An 18,253-nucleotide genomic window follows, 5' to 3' on the forward strand; every position below is an offset into this window, starting at 1 on the left:
GATCGGTTCCTACATCTCAACGGCCGGGCTCGTCGTTTTCTTCATCGCGGTTGCCGAGGCCTTCAGCCGCAGACGCCAGGCAAGCGCCAATCCTTGGGGCGAAGGGGCGACCACGCTGGAATGGCAGCTGTCATCGCCGCCGCCCTTCCATCAATGGGAGAAGCTGCCGCGCATCCGGCGGACAGGACTCGATGATATCGGCGCCGCACTTCCTTCCAGGCGTTCGCGGCGGCGTGCGCATGGGCGACCAGGCCGTCAAGGATTCGATGATCACCGACGGGCTGTGGGACGCATTCCATCAAGTTCACATGGGCGTCACGGTCGAGTCGCTGGCGCTGCGCTACCAGATGACGCGCGATGAGCAGGACCGTTTCGCGCTTCGGTCACAGGAGAAAGCCGGCGCAGCCATCCGCTCGGCAAGGTTCGACGATGAGGTTGTGCCTGTCTCCGTAAAGACCAGGCAAGGCGATGCCGTCGTCGACCGGGACGAGCATCCAAACCCCTCGACCACCCTCGAAGGGCTTGGCCGGCTTAAGCGGTCTTCAACCCGGCGGGGACAATCACCGCCGGCAACTCCTCCGGCCTCAACGATGGTGCCGCCGCCGTGCTGGTGATGGCGGAGACACGGATGAACGAACTCGGGCTAAAGCCCCTCGCCCGGATCGCGTCCTATGCTTCGGCGGGTGTCGAGCCGATGGATATGGGGCTGGGTCCCATCGCGGCGTCACGCCTTGCGCTGCAGAAGGCCGGCTGGCGGCCGTCCGCCCTCGACGTTATGGAGATCAACGAAGCCTTCGCCGCGCAGGCGATCGCGGTCAACCGCGAGATGGGCTGGAACGAGGAGATCATCAACATCAGTGGCGGCGCCATCGCGCTCGGCCATCCGCTGGCCGGATCCGGCTGCCGCATCGTGGTGACGCTGCTCCACGAGATGACGAGGCGCAACGCCCGCAAAGGCCTGGCCTCACTCTGCATCGGCGGCGGCCAGGGCGTGGCGATCTGCCTCGAACGATGAGGCTGAACCTCTGCGCAGTTTTAGCGTGAGAAGAACAGGGCACGGTCTTGGCCACGCCGCCTTCTAATTTCATGATCCGACGAACGGCAGCTTTGGGTCAACGGCAAAGCGCAACTCTAGGACGGAGTTTGGGCGCAAAGCTGCCACTCGGTGTGAGATAAATGCCCTTCGCGGGCATGATTTCCCACCCGATTGTTTAAACAACATTTAACCCATTGAAATTGCTGTCAAATATTTCCTGCAACCGCATAGAATCCGACTCAAGAACCGTCAAAAAGTTACGCTATTGATTTTAAAAGGAAAACTATTGCGAAAAAAATTTCGAGGTTTCACTAACTATCGGGACCAATCGGACGATTTTTCATATTTTGCGGCATTCGACGGCGTGACCACACCAACGTGAAGGTACCGTCATCGCCCCACTAGGCATTTTTTTGTTGCAAATTCAATAATCATGGCAGCAGGCTTTTAGACACTTTGAGTGCTGCGCCGCCGGGTTGCGAGTTGAGCCGCCTCTCCTTAGGGCCGCCATCTGTCAGGTTACGATCACCAGAAGGCGCAAGCGGATTGTTTGGAAGCGTGGCGATATTGTCGTTGCCTCTGGCGCAGGAATTCGGCGAAGTGCGCTACCGCCGGAGAGAACTGGCGGCGGATGGAGAAGACCTGTCGGACCTCCAAGAGCAGTCGTCGTCGGCAACTTTGACTTCGCGCAGGTTATGCCTGCACGGAGTTGCATGAGCAGCCGTTTCCAGAGGTGCGTCAGGCATCGGCGATCAAACAGGCGATGTCCTCGAGCGGACGCCGGGTGAAGTCCTCCGCGAGCTCGCCAATGATCTTGCCCTTCAGGTCGCGGTCAAAATGCTTGCGCATCTCCCCCAAGGTCCGGGGTCGGAGACAAGGACCAGGTGCTCTATGGTCCCGTCCAGACTGAGCTTGTTGAGGAACGCCGCCGTCGCTGCCGCGAAGTCGTCCTCCACGAGTTGTCTACTGTCCGGGTTGGCGGAGCCGGTGTGGTGGCGCACGCCGGAACCCGGATGGGCGGACGTTGGCGAAGCCGCCGTGATCTCGGCCAAATGCGCCCCAGATTTCACGCCCGTATTGTGGAACAGGCGGACCCTCTCGCCGTCAGCAACTGCTACTGTCGTGCCGGTAGGTAGAACCATCCAAAAACCTCATGTTCAAGACCCCACATAAACGTCAGCGGGCTATGATATTTGCGTGCCAGCGCTTTGCGGCGCCTCGACGATAGCGGCTGCTGTGAGGAAGATGCGCAGCTCGACGGGGACGCGAGCACCCATCACGGCGATCAAGCAATTGCAAACGCAGTGTTGGTCGCCATCGGAACGCCCCACCCGCGCGACTACGGTCCCGCCGGGACGACGAGCGCATAGAGAAGCGCGGGCACGACCATGCCGCCGAGCGCAGCCGCGATCGGAGGCGCGGCGGAGCGGCGGCTTGCGAGGTGACCGACTGTCATCTCGCGCTTCACTTCCATTCCCACGACGAGGAAGAACACCGTCAGCAGGCCGTCATCGACCCAATGGAGGATGGACATCCGAAAGGATGCGTTGCCCTAGCTCATGCCGAGCTCCTGGCGCCAGAGCGCCTCGAACGCCGGCCCGATCGGCGAGTTCATCAAGAAGATCGCCACCACGGTCGCCAGGTCAACCAACCGGCTATGGACGATCCTTTGATTGCAAAAAAGCACACATACTGGAGAGCAATGGCCAGGTAATGCGGCACGTCAATATCGTTTGAGAAGCCGTGCTCGAGATTCCCGGGCGAAGCGCGTGCGCCACTTCGGACACACCAGGTTGTTCCCGTGCTTGCAGTGCTGAATGCCACTGACGAGATCGAATGACCTACATTTCGGGACTGAGTTTATGAGCACGGGCACTTAGGTGGCAAGCACACCCAAGAACTCGAGATCCGAAGCAGATCCAAAGGCAGTTGAGGGCACACGCGGCCGCAATTCCACCAACGGAGTGCCTTGGGCACGACGCCAAACAACCGTCCACACAGCTCCCCGGTCGACTTCCTCCCCAACTCAGCGCTTGGGGATTCACCAGCTTGCTCCAACGTCCTTCATGACTCGGCGCCATTGGCCTTGCTTGAATCGGAAATCGCATGAGGCAGCGCCCGGTTCTTTCTTGTAAGCGAGCGGCTTCTGCAGCAAATCCAGGAATATTCATTTTGATTTGCCTCCCTTTGTTGTTTGTAACGATCATAGCACTTGACCAGACTACCTCTCGATTTGTCGACACAAATGACATCCAACTCACGGGGCTGTTGTTGTCAATGGACGAGCCCGCGTCAGCTGTCTTCCATGCGTTCTAGCCGAGTTATTGGTTCCAACGAGCAAAATCGGTAAAGGGGGGCCACGGCGTGGCTGGCTGCGGCAGACTGGGGCGGGGATATCATTGTTAAATGACGGAGCCGGAGCGAAGTGCGATTGAAGGTCGTCAGCGGCTCCCTGAGCTGCTCAATGAAAGCATTGGCTTGAAAGGGACTACAGCATGCGGTTGCATCCGGCCGACATCGCCATTTACCCAAACGATCTCGAAATGCTGCAGCGGGTTCTTATCCGATATTGCTCAGACAGGCGGTGCAGCCTTGATTCCAACACGGCCCATGACGCAGCATGTGAGCTGATGGCACTGTTCCAGGCCGGCATCGAGGACGAAGGCGAACTCGAACGCATCATTTCTCGTCGCACTATGCCGCTTCAAATGGTGGGTTAGGTCCCCTTTTCTGCCCCCACATAATGGGCATCTTCGCGGGCCGGTGTACGCCAGGCAGGGTGTGCGAAAGGTTTAGGCTTTGGGACAACAAAGTCGAAGCTATCATTGCGCCGATCCGTGATCCTGACACCAAGGAAAAGTGACCTGCCACTGAACTGTCATCCAGCGGCGATTAGAGCCTCGGCAGTTTCTGTTACGCCATGGGGCGCGGGGGAAGCAACCGGCGGAGGCGCGGAGCCTTCGATCAGCGCAGCGTCGGAGCCGGTTGCGGTGATGACCCCGGCATAGGCCGCCGGGGTCTGGTAGCCGAGCGAGGAATGCGGCCTCGCGGTGTTGAAGTCCTCCCGCTATTCGGCGATGGCGTTTCGGGCGTGGTCGAGGCCGAAGAACAGGCTCTCGTTGAACAGCTCGTCGCGCATCCGGCCGTTGAAACTCTCGACATAACCGTTCTGCATCGGCTTGCCCGGGGCGATGTAGTGCCATTCCACCCGATGATCCTTCGACCATGCGAGGATGGCGTTCGAGGTGAACTCCGTGCCGTGGTCGGAAACGATCATTGCCGGCTTGCCGCGTCGGCCGACAGATCGGTCAGTTCGCGAGCGACGCGGCGGCCGGAGATCGATGTGTCGGGGATCGCCGCCAGGCATTCGCGCGTCACGTCGTCGACGATGTTGAGCACGCGGAAGCGCCGCCCGCTGGCGAACTGGTCATGGACGAAATCCACCGACCAGCGCGCGTTCGGCTTTGCCTCGACCAGGATCGGCGCCCGCGTGCCGACCGCTCGCCGTCTTGCCCGACGCTTGCGCACCGTCAGGCTCTCCTCGCGGTAGAGCCGGTAGATGCGGTTGACCCCAGATGCCTCGCCCTCGCGCCTGAGCAAGATGAACAGCCGCCGGTAGCCGAAGCGCCGGCGCTCGATGGACGTGCTCGGGCACGACGATATCGATCATGCGGAGCTCTATTCGCGCGAGGCATCGCAGGTACGGTTGGCGGTCCAGGGCATGGATCGAGTCGTGCGGCTGGTCACGCGCAAGCCGATGCTTGGCGAACCTATTGGCGAACCCCGTGGCGAACCGACCTCTAAGACATTTGATAAACAACGATAATGGTGGGCCCGGAGGGACTCGAACCCCCAACCAAGCGGTTATGAGCCGCCGGCTCTAACCATTGAGCTACAGGCCCCACGCGGGCTGGATTAATGTTTTTCGCATCGCGGCACAAGGCTTTCCGGGACCGCTGGTCACAATCGTCCAAATCAGCCCATAATCGCGCCATAAGGAGCCGCGTGCGCCCGCTGGGCGCGGATATGCTTACCCGAGGAGATTTCATGACCAGACCTCTTTTGCCCCTCGCACTCGCCGCCGCCATCGCCTTTCCGACGCTGGCCGCGGCCGCTGAGTCGCCGACACCGCCCCGTATCGTGGTTTCGGGCGAAGGGGCGGCGACTGTAGCGCCCGACCTGGCGGTCCTGACGCTCAGCGTCATGCGCGAAGCCAAGACGGCGCGCGCCGCACTGGATGCCAACAACGACGCCATGGCGGCCGTGATCGCCGCGATGAAGTCGGCCGGCATCAAGGACCGCGACCTCCAGACCGCGGGCATCCAGATCAATCCGCGCTATAACTACACAAACAAGCCCGACGGCGGCCAGGAGGCCGAATTGATTGCTTACCAGGTAACCAACACACTGTCGGTGCGCGTGCGCGACGTCGACAAGACCGGTGAGATCCTCGACAAGGCGGTGTCGCTGGGCGTCAACCAGGGCGGCGGCATCGTCTTCACCAACGACAATCCGGCTGCCACCGTCACCGAAGCGCGCAAAAAGGCGGTGGCCGATGCCATGGCCAAGGCCAAGACGCTGGCGGAAGCAGCCGGCGTCAGTATAGGCCGGGTGATCGAAATCACTGACCAGAACATCGCGCCGCCACCGATGCCGATCAACGCCAAGGCCTTCGACGCGGCCGTCGGTGCTGCTCCGGTGCAGGCCGGCGAGAACGCCTACAATGTCCAGGTCACCGTTACCTTCGAACTGAAATAAGCGTCTTCGATGGTCCATGGCCGAGCCCGACCCTGAACCGTCCGCCGTGGTGCATGAAAAACCCGCGGGATCGCTCCCGCGGGTTTTTTGAGCCGCATTCTTCCCGAAGGAAAGCGGCTCCACTACTCCAGACCGACCTTAGCAGAAGGTCGTGTCTCCAGACTGATCCTCACAGGATCGATCTTCGCAGAGGGTGGGTGTCTGCCGACTGACCCCGCAGAGGATCATGCCGCTACCAACCCTCGCAGAAGGTCGCGCCTTAAGAGGCTCAGCGGTTGATGATCGGGCAACCACGCTCATTGGCGAACACGATGACGACGCGGTCGCCATACTGGCGGCCCATCACCTTGACCGTGCGGCGGCTGACGTCGACGACGCGGGCACGGTGCAGCCCCATGCGTTCGGCCTTGTTCAGGGCCCAGTCGGGCGAACAGCCGCGGCGCCAGTCGTCGCGGCGTTCATCGCGGCGGTGGCGATAGCCGTCATCGCCGGCATAGACGCCGAAGCGCGGATCGTTGTTGTTGCCGAAGCCCAGGTAAAGGCTGTCGGCATGGGCGGGAACGGCCGCCAGCGTGCCGAGGCCGACGAGGGCCGAAAGGGCTGCCGTTTTCACCGAGTTGAACATGGTCTTCTCTCCTTGTTGCGGGCTCTCGCCCGTCCTCTTGAAATCGATGATGGGAGAATGCACCCGCCTGTCTGAACTATTTACGAACCCGCCGTTCATCCGCGGTTCATGTGGCGGAAAAAGGAAGCTTCTGCCGGTTTTCCAACAATGTGCCCCAAACGTCTCGCATGGTTCCTGGTTCCTGCGCGCCCTTGCGGACACCGGCCTCAGGGCTCGGCATACCGATGCGAGCCAGGCTCGGCATATCGATGCGCGCTATGGCTCGTCATCCCGATGCGAGCTATGGCTCGTCATCGAGCATATAGTCGAAATAATCCTCCGGCTCGGCCAGGTCCGTCTCGCTGGCCTTGACCCGGCCGCGCATCGACATGCCGGCCTCATGCACCGTCTCGGCACTGCCCGACACCAGACGGTGCCACCAGTAGAGATCGCGCCCCTCCGCGACCAGCCGGTAGGCGCAGGTGCTGGGCAGCCAACTGATGGTGCGTACATTTTGCGGCGTCAGCCCGACGCAATCGGGAACGCGCGCCAGCCGGTTGTGATAGTCTGAACAGCGGCATGTCTGCGCGTCGAACAGGCGGCAGCCGACGCTGGTCCAGTAGATGTCGCCAGTATCCTCGTCCTCGAGCTTCGACAGGCAGCATTTGCCGCAGCCGTCGCAGAGCGATTCCCACTCGGCCGGGCTCATTGCTTCCAGCGTCTTTGTTTTCCAGAACGGCGTTTCCATCTCCGGCATGTGGCCCCAGCCGCCGCGAAGGTCAAGCAGGGCAAAGGCTGGAATGGGGCGGCACCCCCGTCGAAAGACATGAAGTTGCCTTCAAAAGGCCGGCCAATCGCCCCGTACGGTCCCTAACCATGAGCCGCCGGAACCAATTTCGTTAAAATCGGTTTCGGCAAGGATGGGACCCCACAAGGAGAATTTCGATGAAACGCCAACCACGGATTCTGGCAGGCACCGCACTCGGCCTGCTGATGGCATCCGCGCCGTTGGGCGCATCCCCGCTTCAGGGAAGTGCCGCGTTCGGCCCCATGCGAGACAGCGCAATGCCGCTGGTCCTGGCCCAGGACACCCAGACTGACGATGCACAGCAGAGCGACCAGGAACTGCTACGCAAGAAGAAGCGCGATCAGCAACAACAGCAGACCGAACAGGCACCCGCACAGCAGCCCGCGCCAGCCGCCGAGGAACAACAGCCACGCAGGAAGAAGCGCGATCAGCAGCAGGTCGAGCAGGCGCCCGCTGGTGAAGCCGCGCCCGCCGTCGAGGAACAACAACCGCGCAGGAAGAAGCGCGATCAGCAACAGCAGACCGAACAGGCCCCCGCGCATCAGGCCGCACCAGCTGCCGAGGAACAACAGCCACGCAGGAAGAAGCGCGACCAGCAGCAGGTCGAGCAGGCGCCCGCCGGTGAAGCCGCGCCCGCTGTCGAGGAACAGCAGCCGCGCAGGAAGAAGCGCGACCAGCAGCAGCAGACCGAGCAGGCGCCAGCCGGTGAGGCAGCACCCGCCACCGAGGAACAGCAGCCGCGCAGGAAGAAGCGCGACCAACAACAGCAGACCGAACAGGCACCGGCGGGCCAAACGGAACCTGCCAACGACAACCAGCGCAAGAAGCGCAAACAGGAGCAGCAGGCCGAGCCCAGCGCCGTGCCGACACCGAAGGAAGCACCTGCCGCAGAAGCACCCAAGGCAGAACCGGCACCCTCAGGCGAGAGGCCGGCAGCCCAGGGCGAACAACCCCAGGACAAGAGGAAAAAGAACGCCAGACAACCGGCTAGCGAGCAGCCGGCCAATGGCGAACAGCAGCCGGCCAATGGCGAACAACAGCAAACCGGCAGGCAGCCTGCAACGGGCGAGCAGCCGGCCACGGGTGAACAGCCCAGTGCCGGCAAGGCCGCGCCTGTCCAGGGGCAAAACCCCGAGCAGGCCGAGACGTCCGCCGACAAGAACGCTGCCCCCATTCTCGACAGCCAGAAGGATGCCAGACGCCGCGGCCGCGGCGAGAACGGCCAGGCCAGCAGGAACCCCGCCAACCAGAATGGCGAGCAGCAAAATGGCGAGCAGCAGAATGGTGGGCAAAACGCCCGGCAGGGCGGTGCTCAGGGCCGCCAGCCCGCGGTCGCTCCCGTCGACCAGGGTCCGCCTCCGACCGACGATAGAGCTGCTCAGCAGGAGATCAAACCGGAAAAAATCGTCCCGGTTACCGAGGAGAAGGGCAAACGCCTCGAGCGCGCACCGGACGAGAACATCCGCGACCGCCGCCGCCCCAAGGGTGTCGACGTGCTCAAGGAGATCGGCGATCGCGTCATCATTCAGCTCAACGATCAGACATACGTTCAGAGCAGTGACCGCCCGCGCCTGACCCGCGGCGCCAAGGATGTCTACTATGAGGATCTGTCGCAAGGCCGCACGCGCGAGACAGTCGAGCGCGACAACGGCGTGCAGATCGTCACCATCCGCAACCGCTACGGCGACATCATCCAACGGTCGCGCATCATGCCCGACGGCCATGAGTATGTGTTGAGCTATGTCGACGAACGAAGCTACGACGACGATAACGATTGGCGCGATCCGGGCGACGACCTGCCACCGATGCGGCTGACCATTCCGCGCCGGGACTACATCCTTGACTCCGAAGAGGCCGAAAGCCCGGACGACTACTATACTTTCCTCGAGCAACCGCCGGTGGAGAAGGTGCAGCGCCTCTATTCGATCAACGAGGTCAAGCGTTCCGCACGGGTGCGCGACATTGCCCGACGCATCGATCTTGACACGCTGAACTTCGAATTCGGCTCTTCCTCGATCTCCGATGCCGAGGTGCAGAAGCTCGAGGGTGTCGCCACGGCCATGGAGAAGCTGTTGAAGAAGAACCCGGCCGAGACCTTCCTTATCGAAGGCCACACGGACGCTGTCGGCACACCGGAGGCGAACCTCGCTCTGTCGGACCGCCGCGCCGAAGCGGTGGCCGAAGCGCTGACCAACGCCTTCGGCATACCGCCTGAAAACCTGACCACGCAGGGCTATGGCGAGGAATATCTGAAGGTCGACACCTCAGGCCCCAATCGCGAGAACCGGCGTGTCGCCATCCGCCGCATCACCTCGCTGGTGGCGCCGGTGGCGAGCAACAACTGACCACGATCCGGGAGCCGGAAACCGGCTTTCGGAAAAGATCATGGTCCACAAATGTCTGCATTTCCAGGCGCTTGAGCAGGCTTCTGGAATCGGATCGGTAAAAAGCCCATCCCGGTTTCGCCGGGATGGGCGAGATCGCGGCAACGGCCCAAGTTCAACAAGAATTGTCCTGGCGTCGGGTCCCGCTCATTGAATCGCGAGATGGCCTACCCCAGATTCAGGATCGGGCGTTCCCTGCCCCGTCCCGACTCCAGCGGGACGCACTGAGCCCCGCCGGCCCTCTCCGGCGGGGCTTTTTGCTTAGAGCAACTCCAGGAATGTCTGAAACCGAGTTCCATCCGGAATTTGCGCCTCGATACATCTTTAGAAAGCCGTCCTGATCTTCGTGTCGGAATTGGCAAACACCTCGTCCGGGACAAAAAAGTCGCCGGCCAGCGGCCCGGCCGCACCCGGCGCATACACCGAAAAATCGCTGATCCCCTCGGCGCGCAGCACTTCCTCGTCGATGTAGAAATTGCCGGTCGCTTCGCGTGATGGCCGCATGAAGATGGCATGCGCGGCATCGGCCATGATTTCGGGCGAACGGCTCATCGCGGCCACCGTCGCGCCGCCCAGAAGATTGCGCACCGCCGCGGTATCGATGGTCGAGATCGGCCACAGCGAATTGACCGCGATGCCGTCCTTGGCGAACTCCGCGCTCATGCCCAGCGTGCACATGGACATGCCGAACTTGGCCATGGTGTAGGCGACATGGTTCTTGAACCACTTGGCCTTCATGTCGAGCGGCGGCGCCAGATTCAAGATATGAGGATTCCCGGCCAACTTCAGATGCGGAATGCACATTTTGGAAACGAGAAACGTGCCGCGCGTGTTGATCTGGTGCATCAGGTCGTAACGCTTCATGTCGGTTTCCAGGGTCCCGGTGAGCTGGATAGCGCTGGCATTGTTGACACAGATATCGATGCCGCCGAATTTTTCGACCGTCTTCGACACCGCTTCGGCCACTTGCGCCTCCTCGCGAATGTCGCACAGGACCGGCAGCGCCTTGCCGCCGGCTTGCTCGATCTCTTCAGCGGCGGTGTAGATCGTGCCCGGCAGCTTCGGATGTGGCTCAGCGGTCTTGGCCGCGATCGTCACATTGGCGCCGTCGCGCGCGGCGCGCAAGGCGATCGCCAGCCCGATGCCGCGCGACCCGCCGGAGATGAACAGCGTCTTTCCCTTGAGCGACATTTTTCCTCCGCTTGCATTGTCCGGTGGCGCGATCCTTGCCTGTGGCGGTCCCCGGATACAAGAGCTTGCGGCAGCGGCTGACGGTGACGCTGCGGAGGGTCCGTTCCTTGCCGCTGTAAATGATCTGGAGCTATAGGGGCAGCGCTGACTTTGACGATGATCGTCAAATCCTGGCTGAGACGTCACCCTAGACCAGCACCAGCCCCTGCCGCATCGCAATGGCGATGGCATCCGTGCGGTTGGCAGCGCCCAATTTGATCAGAATCGCGGCGACATGGAACTTCGCCGTATGAACGGAAATGTCGAGCCGCCGCGCGATTACCTTGTTGGGGGCGCCCTCGGCCAGCAGCGCCAGCACTTCCGCTTCTCGCGGCGACAGCGCCGGGCGGGCGGCATGCTCGTCGGGATGCTCCTCGTCGAAAAGGCCGTCGCCGCCAATATCGCCGCCGTGGAAATCATCGCGGCGGCCAGGAACGGATCCGCTGTCGCCAAAGACGCGGTAGCCGGCCGCCGCCAGCCTGGCGGCGGCCGCAATCAGCATTGCATCCGCCGCCGTCGGCAGCACGGCGAACACCTGCCCCTGCGGCCGTGCCAGGCCGGCCTGCGAAGACAACAGCACCCGCGCGGTCGCGGCGGGAACGGCGTCGCCCTTCCCTGTTCCCGCACCCGTGGGGCCGGCGGTCTCGTCGACGATGGCGACATCAACCGCTTCGCTGCTGCCCGGCGTCACCGGCAGCAGATCGTCGGTCGCGGCAAGCGACGCGGACAGCCGCTCGGCGCGCGCGGCATCACCGAGCGCGACCAGCACGACCAGCTGCCGCTCGCCGGTGCTGCTTTGCGTCATCTCGCCTGTCGCGATCGCGTCCATTAATCCTCTCAGCTGAGCGGCTTTTCGCCGACCGTCAGCGCCACGTCGCGCTGTTCTCCGCCGCGCACGACACCGAGCGTAACCGAAGCTCCGGCACTGTCGGGGCCGAGCCTGCGGATCAGCTCGCGCGGGCCGCTCACCGCCTCGCCGTTCCAGGCGACGATGATGTCGCCGAGGGAAAGGCCGGCGGCCTTGGCCGGACCGTTGTCATCAAGGCTCATGACGATGGCGCCGCGGGCCTCGCCGTCACGGATCGGATGCAGACCGGCGCCGAGATAGCCGCGGGCGACATGGCCTTTTTCGCGCAGCGTTGCGACCGCTCGCTCGATCGTCTCGTAAGGCATGACCAGCGCGCGGCCGCGCGGCCCGAACAACAGCATGCCGATCAGCGCGCCCTTGGCATCGAGCACCGGGCCGCCCTCGAAACGGCCGCCGGCGCCCACCGCCAGGTTGATGCGCCGGTCGATGGTGCCGCCGCGCATTGAGCGCCAGGCCGGGCCGACTTCGCCGACCGAGCCTGAAACTGCCAACGCCGAACCCCGGCTGTTGCCGATGGCGACGGCAATATTGCCGGGCCGCACCGCATCCGCTTTGGCCAACGGCTCGGCATTGGTAGCACCGGCCGGCTTGAGCAGGGCGACGCCGGTCGAGGGATCGCGGCCGACAAGATCGGCCTTCACCGTCTCGCCCGAAGCCAGCGTCAGCTCGATCTCCTCGCCGGCCTCGACGGCTTCCTCGGCGGCAACGAAGTAGCCGTCGCGCCAATGGAAAGCGCTCGCTGTGCGATGATTGTGGGTGGTGAAGCTCGCGGTCGCCGGTGCCGCCTTGGCTGCCAGATCGGCAATGGCTTCCGAAAAGGCACTTAGATTGAATCCGCTCATAGCAGTCTCCTGGGTTCATCCATGCCCCAGATATCGCGCGGCAGCGCGCTTGGAGATACTCGCCTGACGGCTAGTCGGCCGGGCGACTGGCCATCTGGTCAGGTCGCGGCGGATGAAGCCGCTCCGCACATATAGTCATCGTTGCGCCTGAAAACATGGAGCCTGCCAATGGCCGTTGCTGCCGCCAAATTCCAATCCGACGCCGCGCTGCTCGACGCCTACTCGACGACGGTGGCCGATGCTGTCGACCGCATCGGCCCGGCCGTCTGCCGCATCGAGCGCATCGGTGGCCAGGGCGGGCATGGGTCGGGCTTCGTCATTGCGCATGATGGGCTCGTCGTCACCAACTTCCACGTCGTCGGCGATGCCAGAACGGTGCGCGTATCGATGCCCGACGGCGCCTCCAGCGAAGGCCGCGTGCTCGGCCGCGACGCCGACACCGACATCGCGCTGGTGCGCGCCGACGGCAGCTTTGCCGATGTCGCGCCGCTGGGCGATTCCAAGCGCCTGCGGCGCGGCCAGATCGCCATAGCCATCGGCAACCCGCTCGGCTTCGAATGGACCGTCACCTCGGGCGTCGTCTCGGCGCTCGGCCGCTCGATGCGCGCTTCCACCGGGCGGCTGATCGACGACGTCATCCAGACCGACGCCGCGCTCAACCCCGGCAATTCCGGCGGACCGTTGGTATCCTCGGCGGGCGAGGTGATCGGCGTCAACACCGCCATGATCCATGGTGCGCAAGGCATTGCCTTTGCCGTCGCCTCCAACACCGCCAATTTCGTCATTTCGGAGATCATCCGTTTCGGCCGCGTCCGTCGCGCCTTCATCGGGGTGTCGGCCGACACCGTCAACCTGCCCCGTCGCGCAGCCCTTCTGTCACAAGTATCGAGCAAGACCGCGGTTCGGCTGCGCGGCGTCGAGAAGGAGGGCCCTGCGGCCAAGGCCGGCCTCAGGGAAGGCGATATCGTCGCCGCGATAGACGGCCGACCGGTCACCGGCGTCGACGACCTGGTGCGTTTGCTCGACGCCGAGCGGATCGGCCGCGAGACGCGGTGCACGGTGGTGCGCCGCACCGGTGTCAGCCAGGTGACAGTGACGCCAGTGGCAAGGGCTGGTTGAGGGTTTCCACTCAGGCGCTCACTGCACCCTGCGCATACTGTGCCAGGAATTCCTCGCTTGGCGGGATCGGCTTGATGACATCGATCAGGACGCCGTTGGGATCCCTGGTGATGAAATGGCGCTGACCAAAAGGCTCGTCGCGCAGGGACCGAAGGATGGGCAGGCCGGCGGCTGTGATCCGCTCATAGACCGCATCGGGATCACGGACTTCGAAGTTGATCAGCAGGCCCGAGCTCCGACCCCGTCCCTCTTCCGGGATCGTCTCATGGTCGCCTTGCACGATACCGAGATTGACGCGCTTGCTCTCCACCGATTGCAGATGCACGTACCAGTCGCTCGTAAACAGCGGCCGGAAGGCGAAATGTTCGACATAGAACGCCGCTGTGCCGGCAACGTCCCCGGTCATCAGCACCGGATAATAGCTGGTCGTCTTCATCTTTCCTTCTCCCGTCAAGCAACATACAGTCTGCATGTAAATTGAATTAACATACAGGCTGCATGTATGCAACAGAGATCAGCGCGCCGTTCCAACCGTGACCGCACCGAGGCGACACGCGCCGATCTGATCGCCGCGGCGCGAAAACTGTTCATCGAAAAATCCTACGCCGAGACCGGCACACCAGAGATCGTCGCCGCGGCCGGCGTGACGCGCGGCGCGCTCTACCACCACTTCTCCGACAAGCAGGCGCTGTTCGGCGCCGTCGTCGAGCAGGAGGCAGAGGCCGTGGCGCGGGAGATCGAGGGCGCAGCGCCGCCTTCGCTCAATGCCCGCGACGCGCTCATTGCCGGCTCCGACGCCTATCTTGCCGCCATGCGCGCGCCCGGCCGCACGCGGCTCCTGCTGCTCGACGGCCCGGCCGTGCTCGGCCGCGCCGAAATGGACGTCATCGACAACCGCCATGGCAATCGCTCGCTGCGCGAAGGGCTGGTCGCGGCGATGCGGGCGCGGACCATAAAGAAGCTTCCGGCCGAAGCGACGACCGCCCTGCTCGCCGCCGCCTTCGACCGCGCGGCACTTGCCATTGAGGCGGGCGGTTCGGCCGAAGACTACCGCACCGTTCTCACGGCAGTGATCGATGGGTTGTCCCGCGCGTGATCCGAGGCTTCCCGCCGATGAGATCCAGGGTAAAGGTTGGAATCAAATCTGTGCGCTGGAAATTTCCGGCTCTTCGTCGGGCACCTCGCCCGGCTCGAACTCGTTGAAGCAGCCAAGTTGGCGCTTGAACTGGTCGATCAGCCAGGCCGCCGCCGGCTTCGGGCTGCGGTCGGCGCGATGCATAGCATAGAGCGGCGAACGCACCTCCCTGAAAGGCTCGAGGTCGAGTTCCACAAGACGGCCGGTGGCCAGATCGTCAGCGATCAGCCAACGCGGCAGCCCGCCCCAGCCCAGCCCCTCACGCATCAACATATGTTTGGTGCGCAGGTCCGTCAGTCGCCAGGTTCGGTAGGCGAAAACGCCAAAATCGCGCCCCTTGGTACGCTCCGACTGGTCGGTGACGACGAGTTGCGTGTGTTCGCGCGCGTCCTCGATCGCTACCGGTTTGGGCAGCAGCGCCAGCGGGTGACTGGGCGCGGCCGCCAGCACTATCGACATGAAGCCTATGCCCACCAAGTGGACGTCGACATCGCCCAGCAGGCCGCCAATGCCGAGATCGGCCTGGCCACCGACAACATGGTCGGGGATCAGGCCGAGTGTGCCGATGTGCAGGCGCAGCATCACGGTCGGAAATTGCGCCTCGAACGCCTTGAGCACCCGCACCAGCACTGGCGAAGGCAGCGCCGCATCCACCGACAGCGCGACTTCCGCCTCCAGCCCCCGATGGTGACCATCGACGCGCGAGCGTATGCGGTGCAGCACGCTGATCATCCGCCGCGCGTCTTCCAGCATCGCCCGACCGATCTCGGTCAGCTGCGGCTCTCGCGTGCCCTCGCGCTCGAACAGCTTCAGCCCGAGTTGCGCCTCGAGATTGGCGATGCCGTAGCTGATGACGGATTGCGCCCGGTTGAGCTTGCGGCCGGCGGCGGAAAAACTGCCGGTGTCGGCAACGGCCACGAGGATCTGAAGCTGGTCGAGTGTCGGATTAGGCTGCATCATTCTATCTAATTAATGGATGGATCATATAGAAAATATACCAGTTTATCTGATGGGTTGAAAGCCCATATGTAGCGGGACAATCCAATTCCACTGGAGAGACCCAACATGTCCATTCTTCTCGTCACGTCGAGCCCGCGCGGCGCTGCCTCGCACTCGACCCGTATCGCCACCGAATTCGCTCAGAAGCTGCTCGCCGCCGACCCGTCGAACACGCTTGTCGTGCGCGACCTCGTCGCCAATCCGCTGCCGCATATCGATACCGACTATGCGACCGGCATATATACGCCCGCCGAAGCCCGCACGCCGCGTCAGGCCGAAGTGGTCGGAGTCTCGGATGCCGTGCTCGACGAACTGTTTGCCGCCGACACGGTGATCCTGGCGACGGGCTTCATCAACTTCAACATCTCCTCGACGCTGAAGTCCTGGGTCGACCATGTCGCCCGTTCCGGAAAAACCTTTGCTTACGGCGAAAACGGCCCCAAAGGCCTCGTCACCGGCAAGAAGGTCTATATCGTGCTGGCATCCGGCGGCATCTACTCGGAAGGCGCGGCCGTGCAGTTCGATCACGCCGTTCCCTATCTGCGCTCGGTGCTCGGCTTCATCGGCATGACCGACGTCGACGTCATCCGCATCGAAGGCGTCGCCAAGGGTCCTGACGCAGTAAGCGAAGCGCTCGCCAAGGCAACCGCCAAGGTCGACGCCGTGGTGGCTGCCAGCCGGGATGTCGCGGCAGCCGCGTAAAAGCTCTGATTGCCAACCAGATCGAAGGCAGGCGCCCGCGCCTGCCTTTTTTGGCCTATCCAATGATGTGCCGCAGCAGTCCCGCCGAAGCGACCCCGATCAGCACGGTCGGCAGCATTGAAAATCGCGTGGCGGCAATCAGCGTGGCGGCCAGGGCCAGAAGATCAGCCGGGTTTTTCGATACGAAGGCAGGCGCGATCACCGAGATCAGCACGCAGCCGGGCGCCGCCTCCATCACGGCCGTTGCCCGCGCGCTGAGCACCCGATTGCGCAGCACGACATAGCCGCCGACGCGGCTGAGGTACGTGACACCAGCCATCAACACGATGGTGAGAGCCGTCTGCGCGTCGATCATGCCTCATCCCTCGACAACAGCCAGGCCGAGACCAGCCCCGCCAGCGCGCCCGCCGCTACATACCAGGCGCCGGGAACGAAAAGGTAGGTCAGCGCCGCGATGATCAGACTGACCAGCCACGGCCGCGCAGCGGCAACATCCTTCCACATGCCGCGCAGCAGTACCAGGAAGACGGCCGCGAACGCCATGTCGAAGCCGTAGGTCTCGGCGTCGCCCAGCACCGGGCCGAGCAAGGCGCCAATTGTGGTGAAGGCCACCCAGGTCAGGTACATCGCCAGTGCCGCGCCCTTATAGTAGCGCCGGCTGAAGGCCGGCGCGACGCCGTCGGCGGCGCGCCGTTTGGCGTCGGCCAGGCCGAGCGCCCAGCTTTCGTCGCACATGAAGAACAGCGCGGAAAACGCCTTGCGCCGCGGCAGGTCGCGCAGGAACGGCGCCAGTGCCGCCCCCATCAGGAGATGGCGGCTGTTGACCAGGAAGGTGATGGCGACGATGAGCAGGACATGCGGCGGCGACGTCCACAGCTGAATCGCCGCGAATTCCGAGCCGCCAGCGAAGTTCAGTCCCGTCAGCAGCGACAGTTCTGCGGTGCTGAGCCCTCTCTGTGTGGCCTGTGCACCAAGCACCAGCGCATAAGGGATGGTGCCGAACAGCACGGGCGCGCAGGAGGCCACGCCCCGCCGGAACTCGGAGTTCAATCCGCCGCCCGCCGCCGATCTCGCAATGCTCATGATCTTCCTCCGGCCGCGCCGCGCGGCCGCCTCTGCCGGTTCCGTTGGATGTCGCTGATGTCAGGGCGACCATAGCCGCCAGGCCTCGCAATTTGGTTGCGAAGATTGTTGTCTTTCATCAAATTTTGGCATCTTGTACCATTAATCACCAGAGAAACGGAATTTAGAGCCATGAAACTTGACGAGATCGACAGGCGCATCCTGCGGGCGCTGCAGCGCGATGGGCGCATGGCCAACAATGAGCTGGCCGCTGAAGTCGGCCTGTCGCCGTCCCCGTGCCTGCGCCGCGTCAAGCTCCTGGAGGAGGCCGGCGTCATCGACCGCTACGTCGCAGTGCTCAATCCGGCCCGCATCGGCAAGGGCCTGACCTTCTTCACCCGCATCTGGCTGAAAGCGCAGGACGAAGACACGATCGAGCATTTCGCCACCGAAGTGGCCAAGCTGCCGCAGGTGATGGAATGTTATCTGATGCTCGGCGACTGCGACGCCATGGTGCGCGTGGTGGCGGCCGGCATCGACGACTACCGCCGCTTCCAGTCGGAACATCTCAGCCGCATCAAGGGCGTGCAGAACGTCAAGACCGACGTTCCCAGCCAGACCATCAAATACACATCGGAACTGCCGATCTAGGCGCCGGGAAATGGCCTCATCTCAGACTGGATAAAAAATGCAACCGGATTGTAGG

20 protein-coding genes, 1 tRNA gene and 4 pseudogenes are annotated in these 18,253 nt (G+C 63.3%); 11 read left to right on the top strand and 14 right to left on the bottom strand.

Features of this window, described 5'->3' with window-relative positions; all coding sequences use genetic code 11:
* The 3 genes and pseudogenes from FJ951_RS28840 to FJ951_RS28850 all read left to right on the top strand — a co-directional run.
* A pseudogene (locus FJ951_RS28840) lies at positions 1 to 178 on the top strand (cytochrome c oxidase subunit I); the annotation flags it as partial.
* 13 nt (positions 179 to 191) lie between these two features.
* Positions 192 to 562, top strand: a pseudogene (locus FJ951_RS28845) (acetyl-CoA C-acetyltransferase); the annotation flags it as partial.
* Between the two features lie 66 nt (positions 563 to 628).
* Positions 629 to 1,015 carry a hypothetical protein gene (locus FJ951_RS28850; RefSeq protein ID WP_246671756.1) on the top strand — a complete coding sequence of 129 codons (387 nt, stop codon included), beginning with the start codon at positions 629 to 631 and terminating at the stop codon, positions 1,013 to 1,015.
* 759 nt (positions 1,016 to 1,774) lie between these two features.
* On the opposite strand, the gene FJ951_RS28855 is transcribed toward FJ951_RS28850, so the two are convergent.
* The 3 genes from FJ951_RS28855 to FJ951_RS28635 form a co-directional block, all read right to left on the bottom strand.
* Complete coding sequence (locus FJ951_RS28855; RefSeq protein ID WP_246671751.1) at positions 1,775 to 1,885, bottom strand: hypothetical protein; 111 nt, start codon at positions 1,883 to 1,885, stop codon at positions 1,775 to 1,777.
* Complete coding sequence (locus FJ951_RS19095) at positions 1,858 to 2,178, bottom strand: host attachment protein (protein WP_246671752.1); 321 nt, start codon at positions 2,176 to 2,178, stop codon at positions 1,858 to 1,860. Before FJ951_RS19095 ends, FJ951_RS28855 begins: the two co-directional genes overlap by 28 nt.
* Before the next feature lie 197 nt (positions 2,179 to 2,375).
* The gene (locus tag FJ951_RS28635) at positions 2,376 to 2,570 is read right to left on the bottom strand and encodes a Na+/H+ antiporter NhaA (protein ID WP_210239747.1); all 195 of its coding nucleotides are present in this window, start codon (positions 2,568 to 2,570) and stop codon (positions 2,376 to 2,378) included.
* Positions 2,571 to 3,531: 961 nt separating this feature from the next.
* Between FJ951_RS28635 and FJ951_RS19105 the strand changes: the two genes are divergently transcribed.
* Positions 3,532 to 3,756, top strand: coding sequence for a hypothetical protein (locus FJ951_RS19105; RefSeq protein WP_140516719.1), 225 nt, complete (start codon positions 3,532 to 3,534; stop codon positions 3,754 to 3,756).
* A gap of 158 nt (positions 3,757 to 3,914) precedes the next feature.
* Here the strand turns inward: FJ951_RS19105 and FJ951_RS19110 are convergent.
* Positions 3,915 to 4,672, bottom strand: a pseudogene (locus FJ951_RS19110) (IS3 family transposase); the annotation flags it as partial.
* On the opposite strand from FJ951_RS19110, the pseudogene FJ951_RS19115 reads away from it, so the two are divergent.
* Positions 4,665 to 4,778: pseudogene (locus FJ951_RS19115) on the top strand (integrase); the annotation flags it as partial. The pseudogenes FJ951_RS19110 and FJ951_RS19115 sit on opposite strands and share 8 nt — an antisense overlap.
* 84 nt (positions 4,779 to 4,862) lie before the next feature.
* Here FJ951_RS19115 and FJ951_RS19120 read toward each other — a convergent pair.
* Positions 4,863 to 4,938 (bottom strand) — tRNA-Ile (locus FJ951_RS19120).
* Positions 4,939 to 5,083: 145 nt separating this feature from the next.
* Here FJ951_RS19120 and FJ951_RS19125 point away from each other — a divergent pair.
* Entirely contained in the window at positions 5,084 to 5,794 is a 711-nt protein-coding gene (locus tag FJ951_RS19125; protein WP_140495892.1) for an SIMPL domain-containing protein, read from the top strand.
* Positions 5,795 to 6,062: 268 nt separating this feature from the next.
* On the opposite strand, the gene FJ951_RS19130 is transcribed toward FJ951_RS19125, so the two are convergent.
* The gene (locus FJ951_RS19130; protein WP_140516721.1) at positions 6,063 to 6,419 is read right to left on the bottom strand and encodes a hypothetical protein; all 357 of its coding nucleotides are present in this window, start codon (positions 6,417 to 6,419) and stop codon (positions 6,063 to 6,065) included.
* A 280-nt stretch (positions 6,420 to 6,699) separates the two neighbouring features.
* Positions 6,700 to 7,146 (bottom strand): YcgN family cysteine cluster protein, encoded by a 447-nt coding sequence (locus FJ951_RS19135; protein WP_140496402.1) that lies wholly within the window; start codon positions 7,144 to 7,146, stop codon positions 6,700 to 6,702.
* Positions 7,147 to 7,343: 197 nt separating this feature from the next.
* Here FJ951_RS19135 and FJ951_RS19140 point away from each other — a divergent pair, with 197 nt between their 5' ends.
* Entirely contained in the window at positions 7,344 to 9,551 is a 2,208-nt protein-coding gene (locus FJ951_RS19140) for an OmpA family protein (RefSeq protein ID WP_140516723.1), read from the top strand.
* Positions 9,552 to 9,914: 363 nt separating this feature from the next.
* On the opposite strand, the gene FJ951_RS19145 is transcribed toward FJ951_RS19140, so the two are convergent.
* The 3 genes from FJ951_RS19145 to FJ951_RS19155 all read right to left on the bottom strand — a co-directional run bounded on the left by FJ951_RS19145 (position 9,915) and on the right by FJ951_RS19155 (position 12,530).
* Positions 9,915 to 10,781: an NAD(P)-dependent oxidoreductase gene (locus tag FJ951_RS19145; RefSeq protein WP_140495895.1), complete on the bottom strand. Its 867-nt coding sequence runs from the start codon at positions 10,779 to 10,781 to the stop codon at positions 9,915 to 9,917.
* Positions 10,782 to 10,968: 187 nt separating this feature from the next.
* Positions 10,969 to 11,649: a helix-turn-helix transcriptional regulator gene (locus FJ951_RS19150; RefSeq protein ID WP_140516725.1), complete on the bottom strand. Its 681-nt coding sequence runs from the start codon at positions 11,647 to 11,649 to the stop codon at positions 10,969 to 10,971.
* 8 nt (positions 11,650 to 11,657) lie between these two features.
* A complete protein-coding gene (locus FJ951_RS19155; RefSeq protein ID WP_140516727.1) occupies positions 11,658 to 12,530 on the bottom strand; it encodes a S1C family serine protease in 873 nt (290 codons plus the stop codon).
* 168 nt (positions 12,531 to 12,698) lie between these two features.
* Between FJ951_RS19155 and FJ951_RS19160 the strand changes: the two genes are divergently transcribed.
* A complete protein-coding gene (locus FJ951_RS19160) occupies positions 12,699 to 13,649 on the top strand; it encodes a trypsin-like peptidase domain-containing protein (RefSeq protein ID WP_140495898.1) in 951 nt (316 codons plus the stop codon).
* Between the two features lie 10 nt (positions 13,650 to 13,659).
* Here FJ951_RS19160 and FJ951_RS19165 read toward each other — a convergent pair whose 3' ends face one another.
* Positions 13,660 to 14,085: a VOC family protein gene (locus FJ951_RS19165; RefSeq protein WP_140495899.1), complete on the bottom strand. Its 426-nt coding sequence runs from the start codon at positions 14,083 to 14,085 to the stop codon at positions 13,660 to 13,662.
* 66 nt (positions 14,086 to 14,151) lie between these two features.
* Here FJ951_RS19165 and FJ951_RS19170 point away from each other — a divergent pair, with 66 nt between their 5' ends.
* Positions 14,152 to 14,745, top strand: coding sequence for a TetR/AcrR family transcriptional regulator (locus FJ951_RS19170; RefSeq protein WP_140516729.1), 594 nt, complete (start codon positions 14,152 to 14,154; stop codon positions 14,743 to 14,745).
* A gap of 42 nt (positions 14,746 to 14,787) precedes the next feature.
* On the opposite strand, the gene FJ951_RS19175 is transcribed toward FJ951_RS19170, so the two are convergent.
* Positions 14,788 to 15,741 carry a LysR family transcriptional regulator gene (locus FJ951_RS19175; protein WP_140516731.1) on the bottom strand — a complete coding sequence of 318 codons (954 nt, stop codon included), beginning with the start codon at positions 15,739 to 15,741 and terminating at the stop codon, positions 14,788 to 14,790.
* 108 nt (positions 15,742 to 15,849) lie between these two features.
* On the opposite strand from FJ951_RS19175, the gene FJ951_RS19180 reads away from it, so the two are divergent.
* Positions 15,850 to 16,485 carry an FMN-dependent NADH-azoreductase gene (locus tag FJ951_RS19180; RefSeq protein ID WP_140495902.1) on the top strand — a complete coding sequence of 212 codons (636 nt, stop codon included), beginning with the start codon at positions 15,850 to 15,852 and terminating at the stop codon, positions 16,483 to 16,485.
* Positions 16,486 to 16,540: 55 nt separating this feature from the next.
* On the opposite strand, the gene FJ951_RS19185 is transcribed toward FJ951_RS19180, so the two are convergent.
* Together FJ951_RS19185 and FJ951_RS19190 are read right to left on the bottom strand one after the other, a co-directional pair.
* A complete protein-coding gene (locus FJ951_RS19185) occupies positions 16,541 to 16,840 on the bottom strand; it encodes an AzlD family protein (RefSeq protein ID WP_140516733.1) in 300 nt (99 codons plus the stop codon).
* Positions 16,837 to 17,568 (bottom strand): AzlC family ABC transporter permease, encoded by a 732-nt coding sequence (locus FJ951_RS19190; RefSeq protein WP_140516734.1) that lies wholly within the window; start codon positions 17,566 to 17,568, stop codon positions 16,837 to 16,839. Before FJ951_RS19190 ends, FJ951_RS19185 begins: the two co-directional genes overlap by 4 nt.
* 171 nt (positions 17,569 to 17,739) lie before the next feature.
* Here FJ951_RS19190 and FJ951_RS19195 point away from each other — a divergent pair, with 171 nt between their 5' ends.
* Positions 17,740 to 18,198, top strand: coding sequence for an Lrp/AsnC family transcriptional regulator (locus tag FJ951_RS19195; RefSeq protein ID WP_140495905.1), 459 nt, complete (start codon positions 17,740 to 17,742; stop codon positions 18,196 to 18,198).
* The last annotated feature ends 55 nt before the right edge of the window (positions 18,199 to 18,253 follow it).

Source organism: Mesorhizobium sp. B2-2-3 (assembly GCF_006442405.1).
Classification (GTDB): domain Bacteria; phylum Pseudomonadota; class Alphaproteobacteria; order Rhizobiales; family Rhizobiaceae; genus Mesorhizobium.

Excerpts from the sequence above, each read along its gene's own strand:
- FJ951_RS28850 (WP_246671756.1), top strand. The coding sequence starts at position 629 with ATGAACGAACTCGGGCTAAAGCCCCTCGCCCGGATCGCGTCCTATGCT.
- FJ951_RS28855 (WP_246671751.1), bottom strand. The coding sequence starts at position 1,885 with ATGCGCAAGCATTTTGACCGCGACCTGAAGGGCAAGATCATTGGCGAG.
- FJ951_RS19095 (WP_246671752.1), bottom strand. The coding sequence starts at position 2,178 with ATGGTTCTACCTACCGGCACGACAGTAGCAGTTGCTGACGGCGAGAGG.
- FJ951_RS28635 (WP_210239747.1), bottom strand. The coding sequence starts at position 2,570 with ATGTCCATCCTCCATTGGGTCGATGACGGCCTGCTGACGGTGTTCTTC.
- FJ951_RS19105 (WP_140516719.1), top strand. The coding sequence starts at position 3,532 with ATGCGGTTGCATCCGGCCGACATCGCCATTTACCCAAACGATCTCGAA.
- FJ951_RS19125 (WP_140495892.1), top strand. The coding sequence starts at position 5,084 with ATGACCAGACCTCTTTTGCCCCTCGCACTCGCCGCCGCCATCGCCTTT.
- FJ951_RS19130 (WP_140516721.1), bottom strand. The coding sequence starts at position 6,419 with ATGTTCAACTCGGTGAAAACGGCAGCCCTTTCGGCCCTCGTCGGCCTC.
- FJ951_RS19135 (WP_140496402.1), bottom strand. The coding sequence starts at position 7,146 with ATGGAAACGCCGTTCTGGAAAACAAAGACGCTGGAAGCAATGAGCCCG.
- FJ951_RS19140 (WP_140516723.1), top strand. The coding sequence starts at position 7,344 with ATGAAACGCCAACCACGGATTCTGGCAGGCACCGCACTCGGCCTGCTG.
- FJ951_RS19145 (WP_140495895.1), bottom strand. The coding sequence starts at position 10,781 with ATGTCGCTCAAGGGAAAGACGCTGTTCATCTCCGGCGGGTCGCGCGGC.
- FJ951_RS19150 (WP_140516725.1), bottom strand. The coding sequence starts at position 11,649 with ATGGACGCGATCGCGACAGGCGAGATGACGCAAAGCAGCACCGGCGAG.
- FJ951_RS19155 (WP_140516727.1), bottom strand. The coding sequence starts at position 12,530 with ATGAGCGGATTCAATCTAAGTGCCTTTTCGGAAGCCATTGCCGATCTG.
- FJ951_RS19160 (WP_140495898.1), top strand. The coding sequence starts at position 12,699 with ATGGCCGTTGCTGCCGCCAAATTCCAATCCGACGCCGCGCTGCTCGAC.
- FJ951_RS19165 (WP_140495899.1), bottom strand. The coding sequence starts at position 14,085 with ATGAAGACGACCAGCTATTATCCGGTGCTGATGACCGGGGACGTTGCC.
- FJ951_RS19170 (WP_140516729.1), top strand. The coding sequence starts at position 14,152 with ATGCAACAGAGATCAGCGCGCCGTTCCAACCGTGACCGCACCGAGGCG.
- FJ951_RS19175 (WP_140516731.1), bottom strand. The coding sequence starts at position 15,741 with ATGCAGCCTAATCCGACACTCGACCAGCTTCAGATCCTCGTGGCCGTT.
- FJ951_RS19180 (WP_140495902.1), top strand. The coding sequence starts at position 15,850 with ATGTCCATTCTTCTCGTCACGTCGAGCCCGCGCGGCGCTGCCTCGCAC.
- FJ951_RS19185 (WP_140516733.1), bottom strand. The coding sequence starts at position 16,840 with ATGATCGACGCGCAGACGGCTCTCACCATCGTGTTGATGGCTGGTGTC.
- FJ951_RS19190 (WP_140516734.1), bottom strand. The coding sequence starts at position 17,568 with ATGAGCATTGCGAGATCGGCGGCGGGCGGCGGATTGAACTCCGAGTTC.
- FJ951_RS19195 (WP_140495905.1), top strand. The coding sequence starts at position 17,740 with ATGAAACTTGACGAGATCGACAGGCGCATCCTGCGGGCGCTGCAGCGC.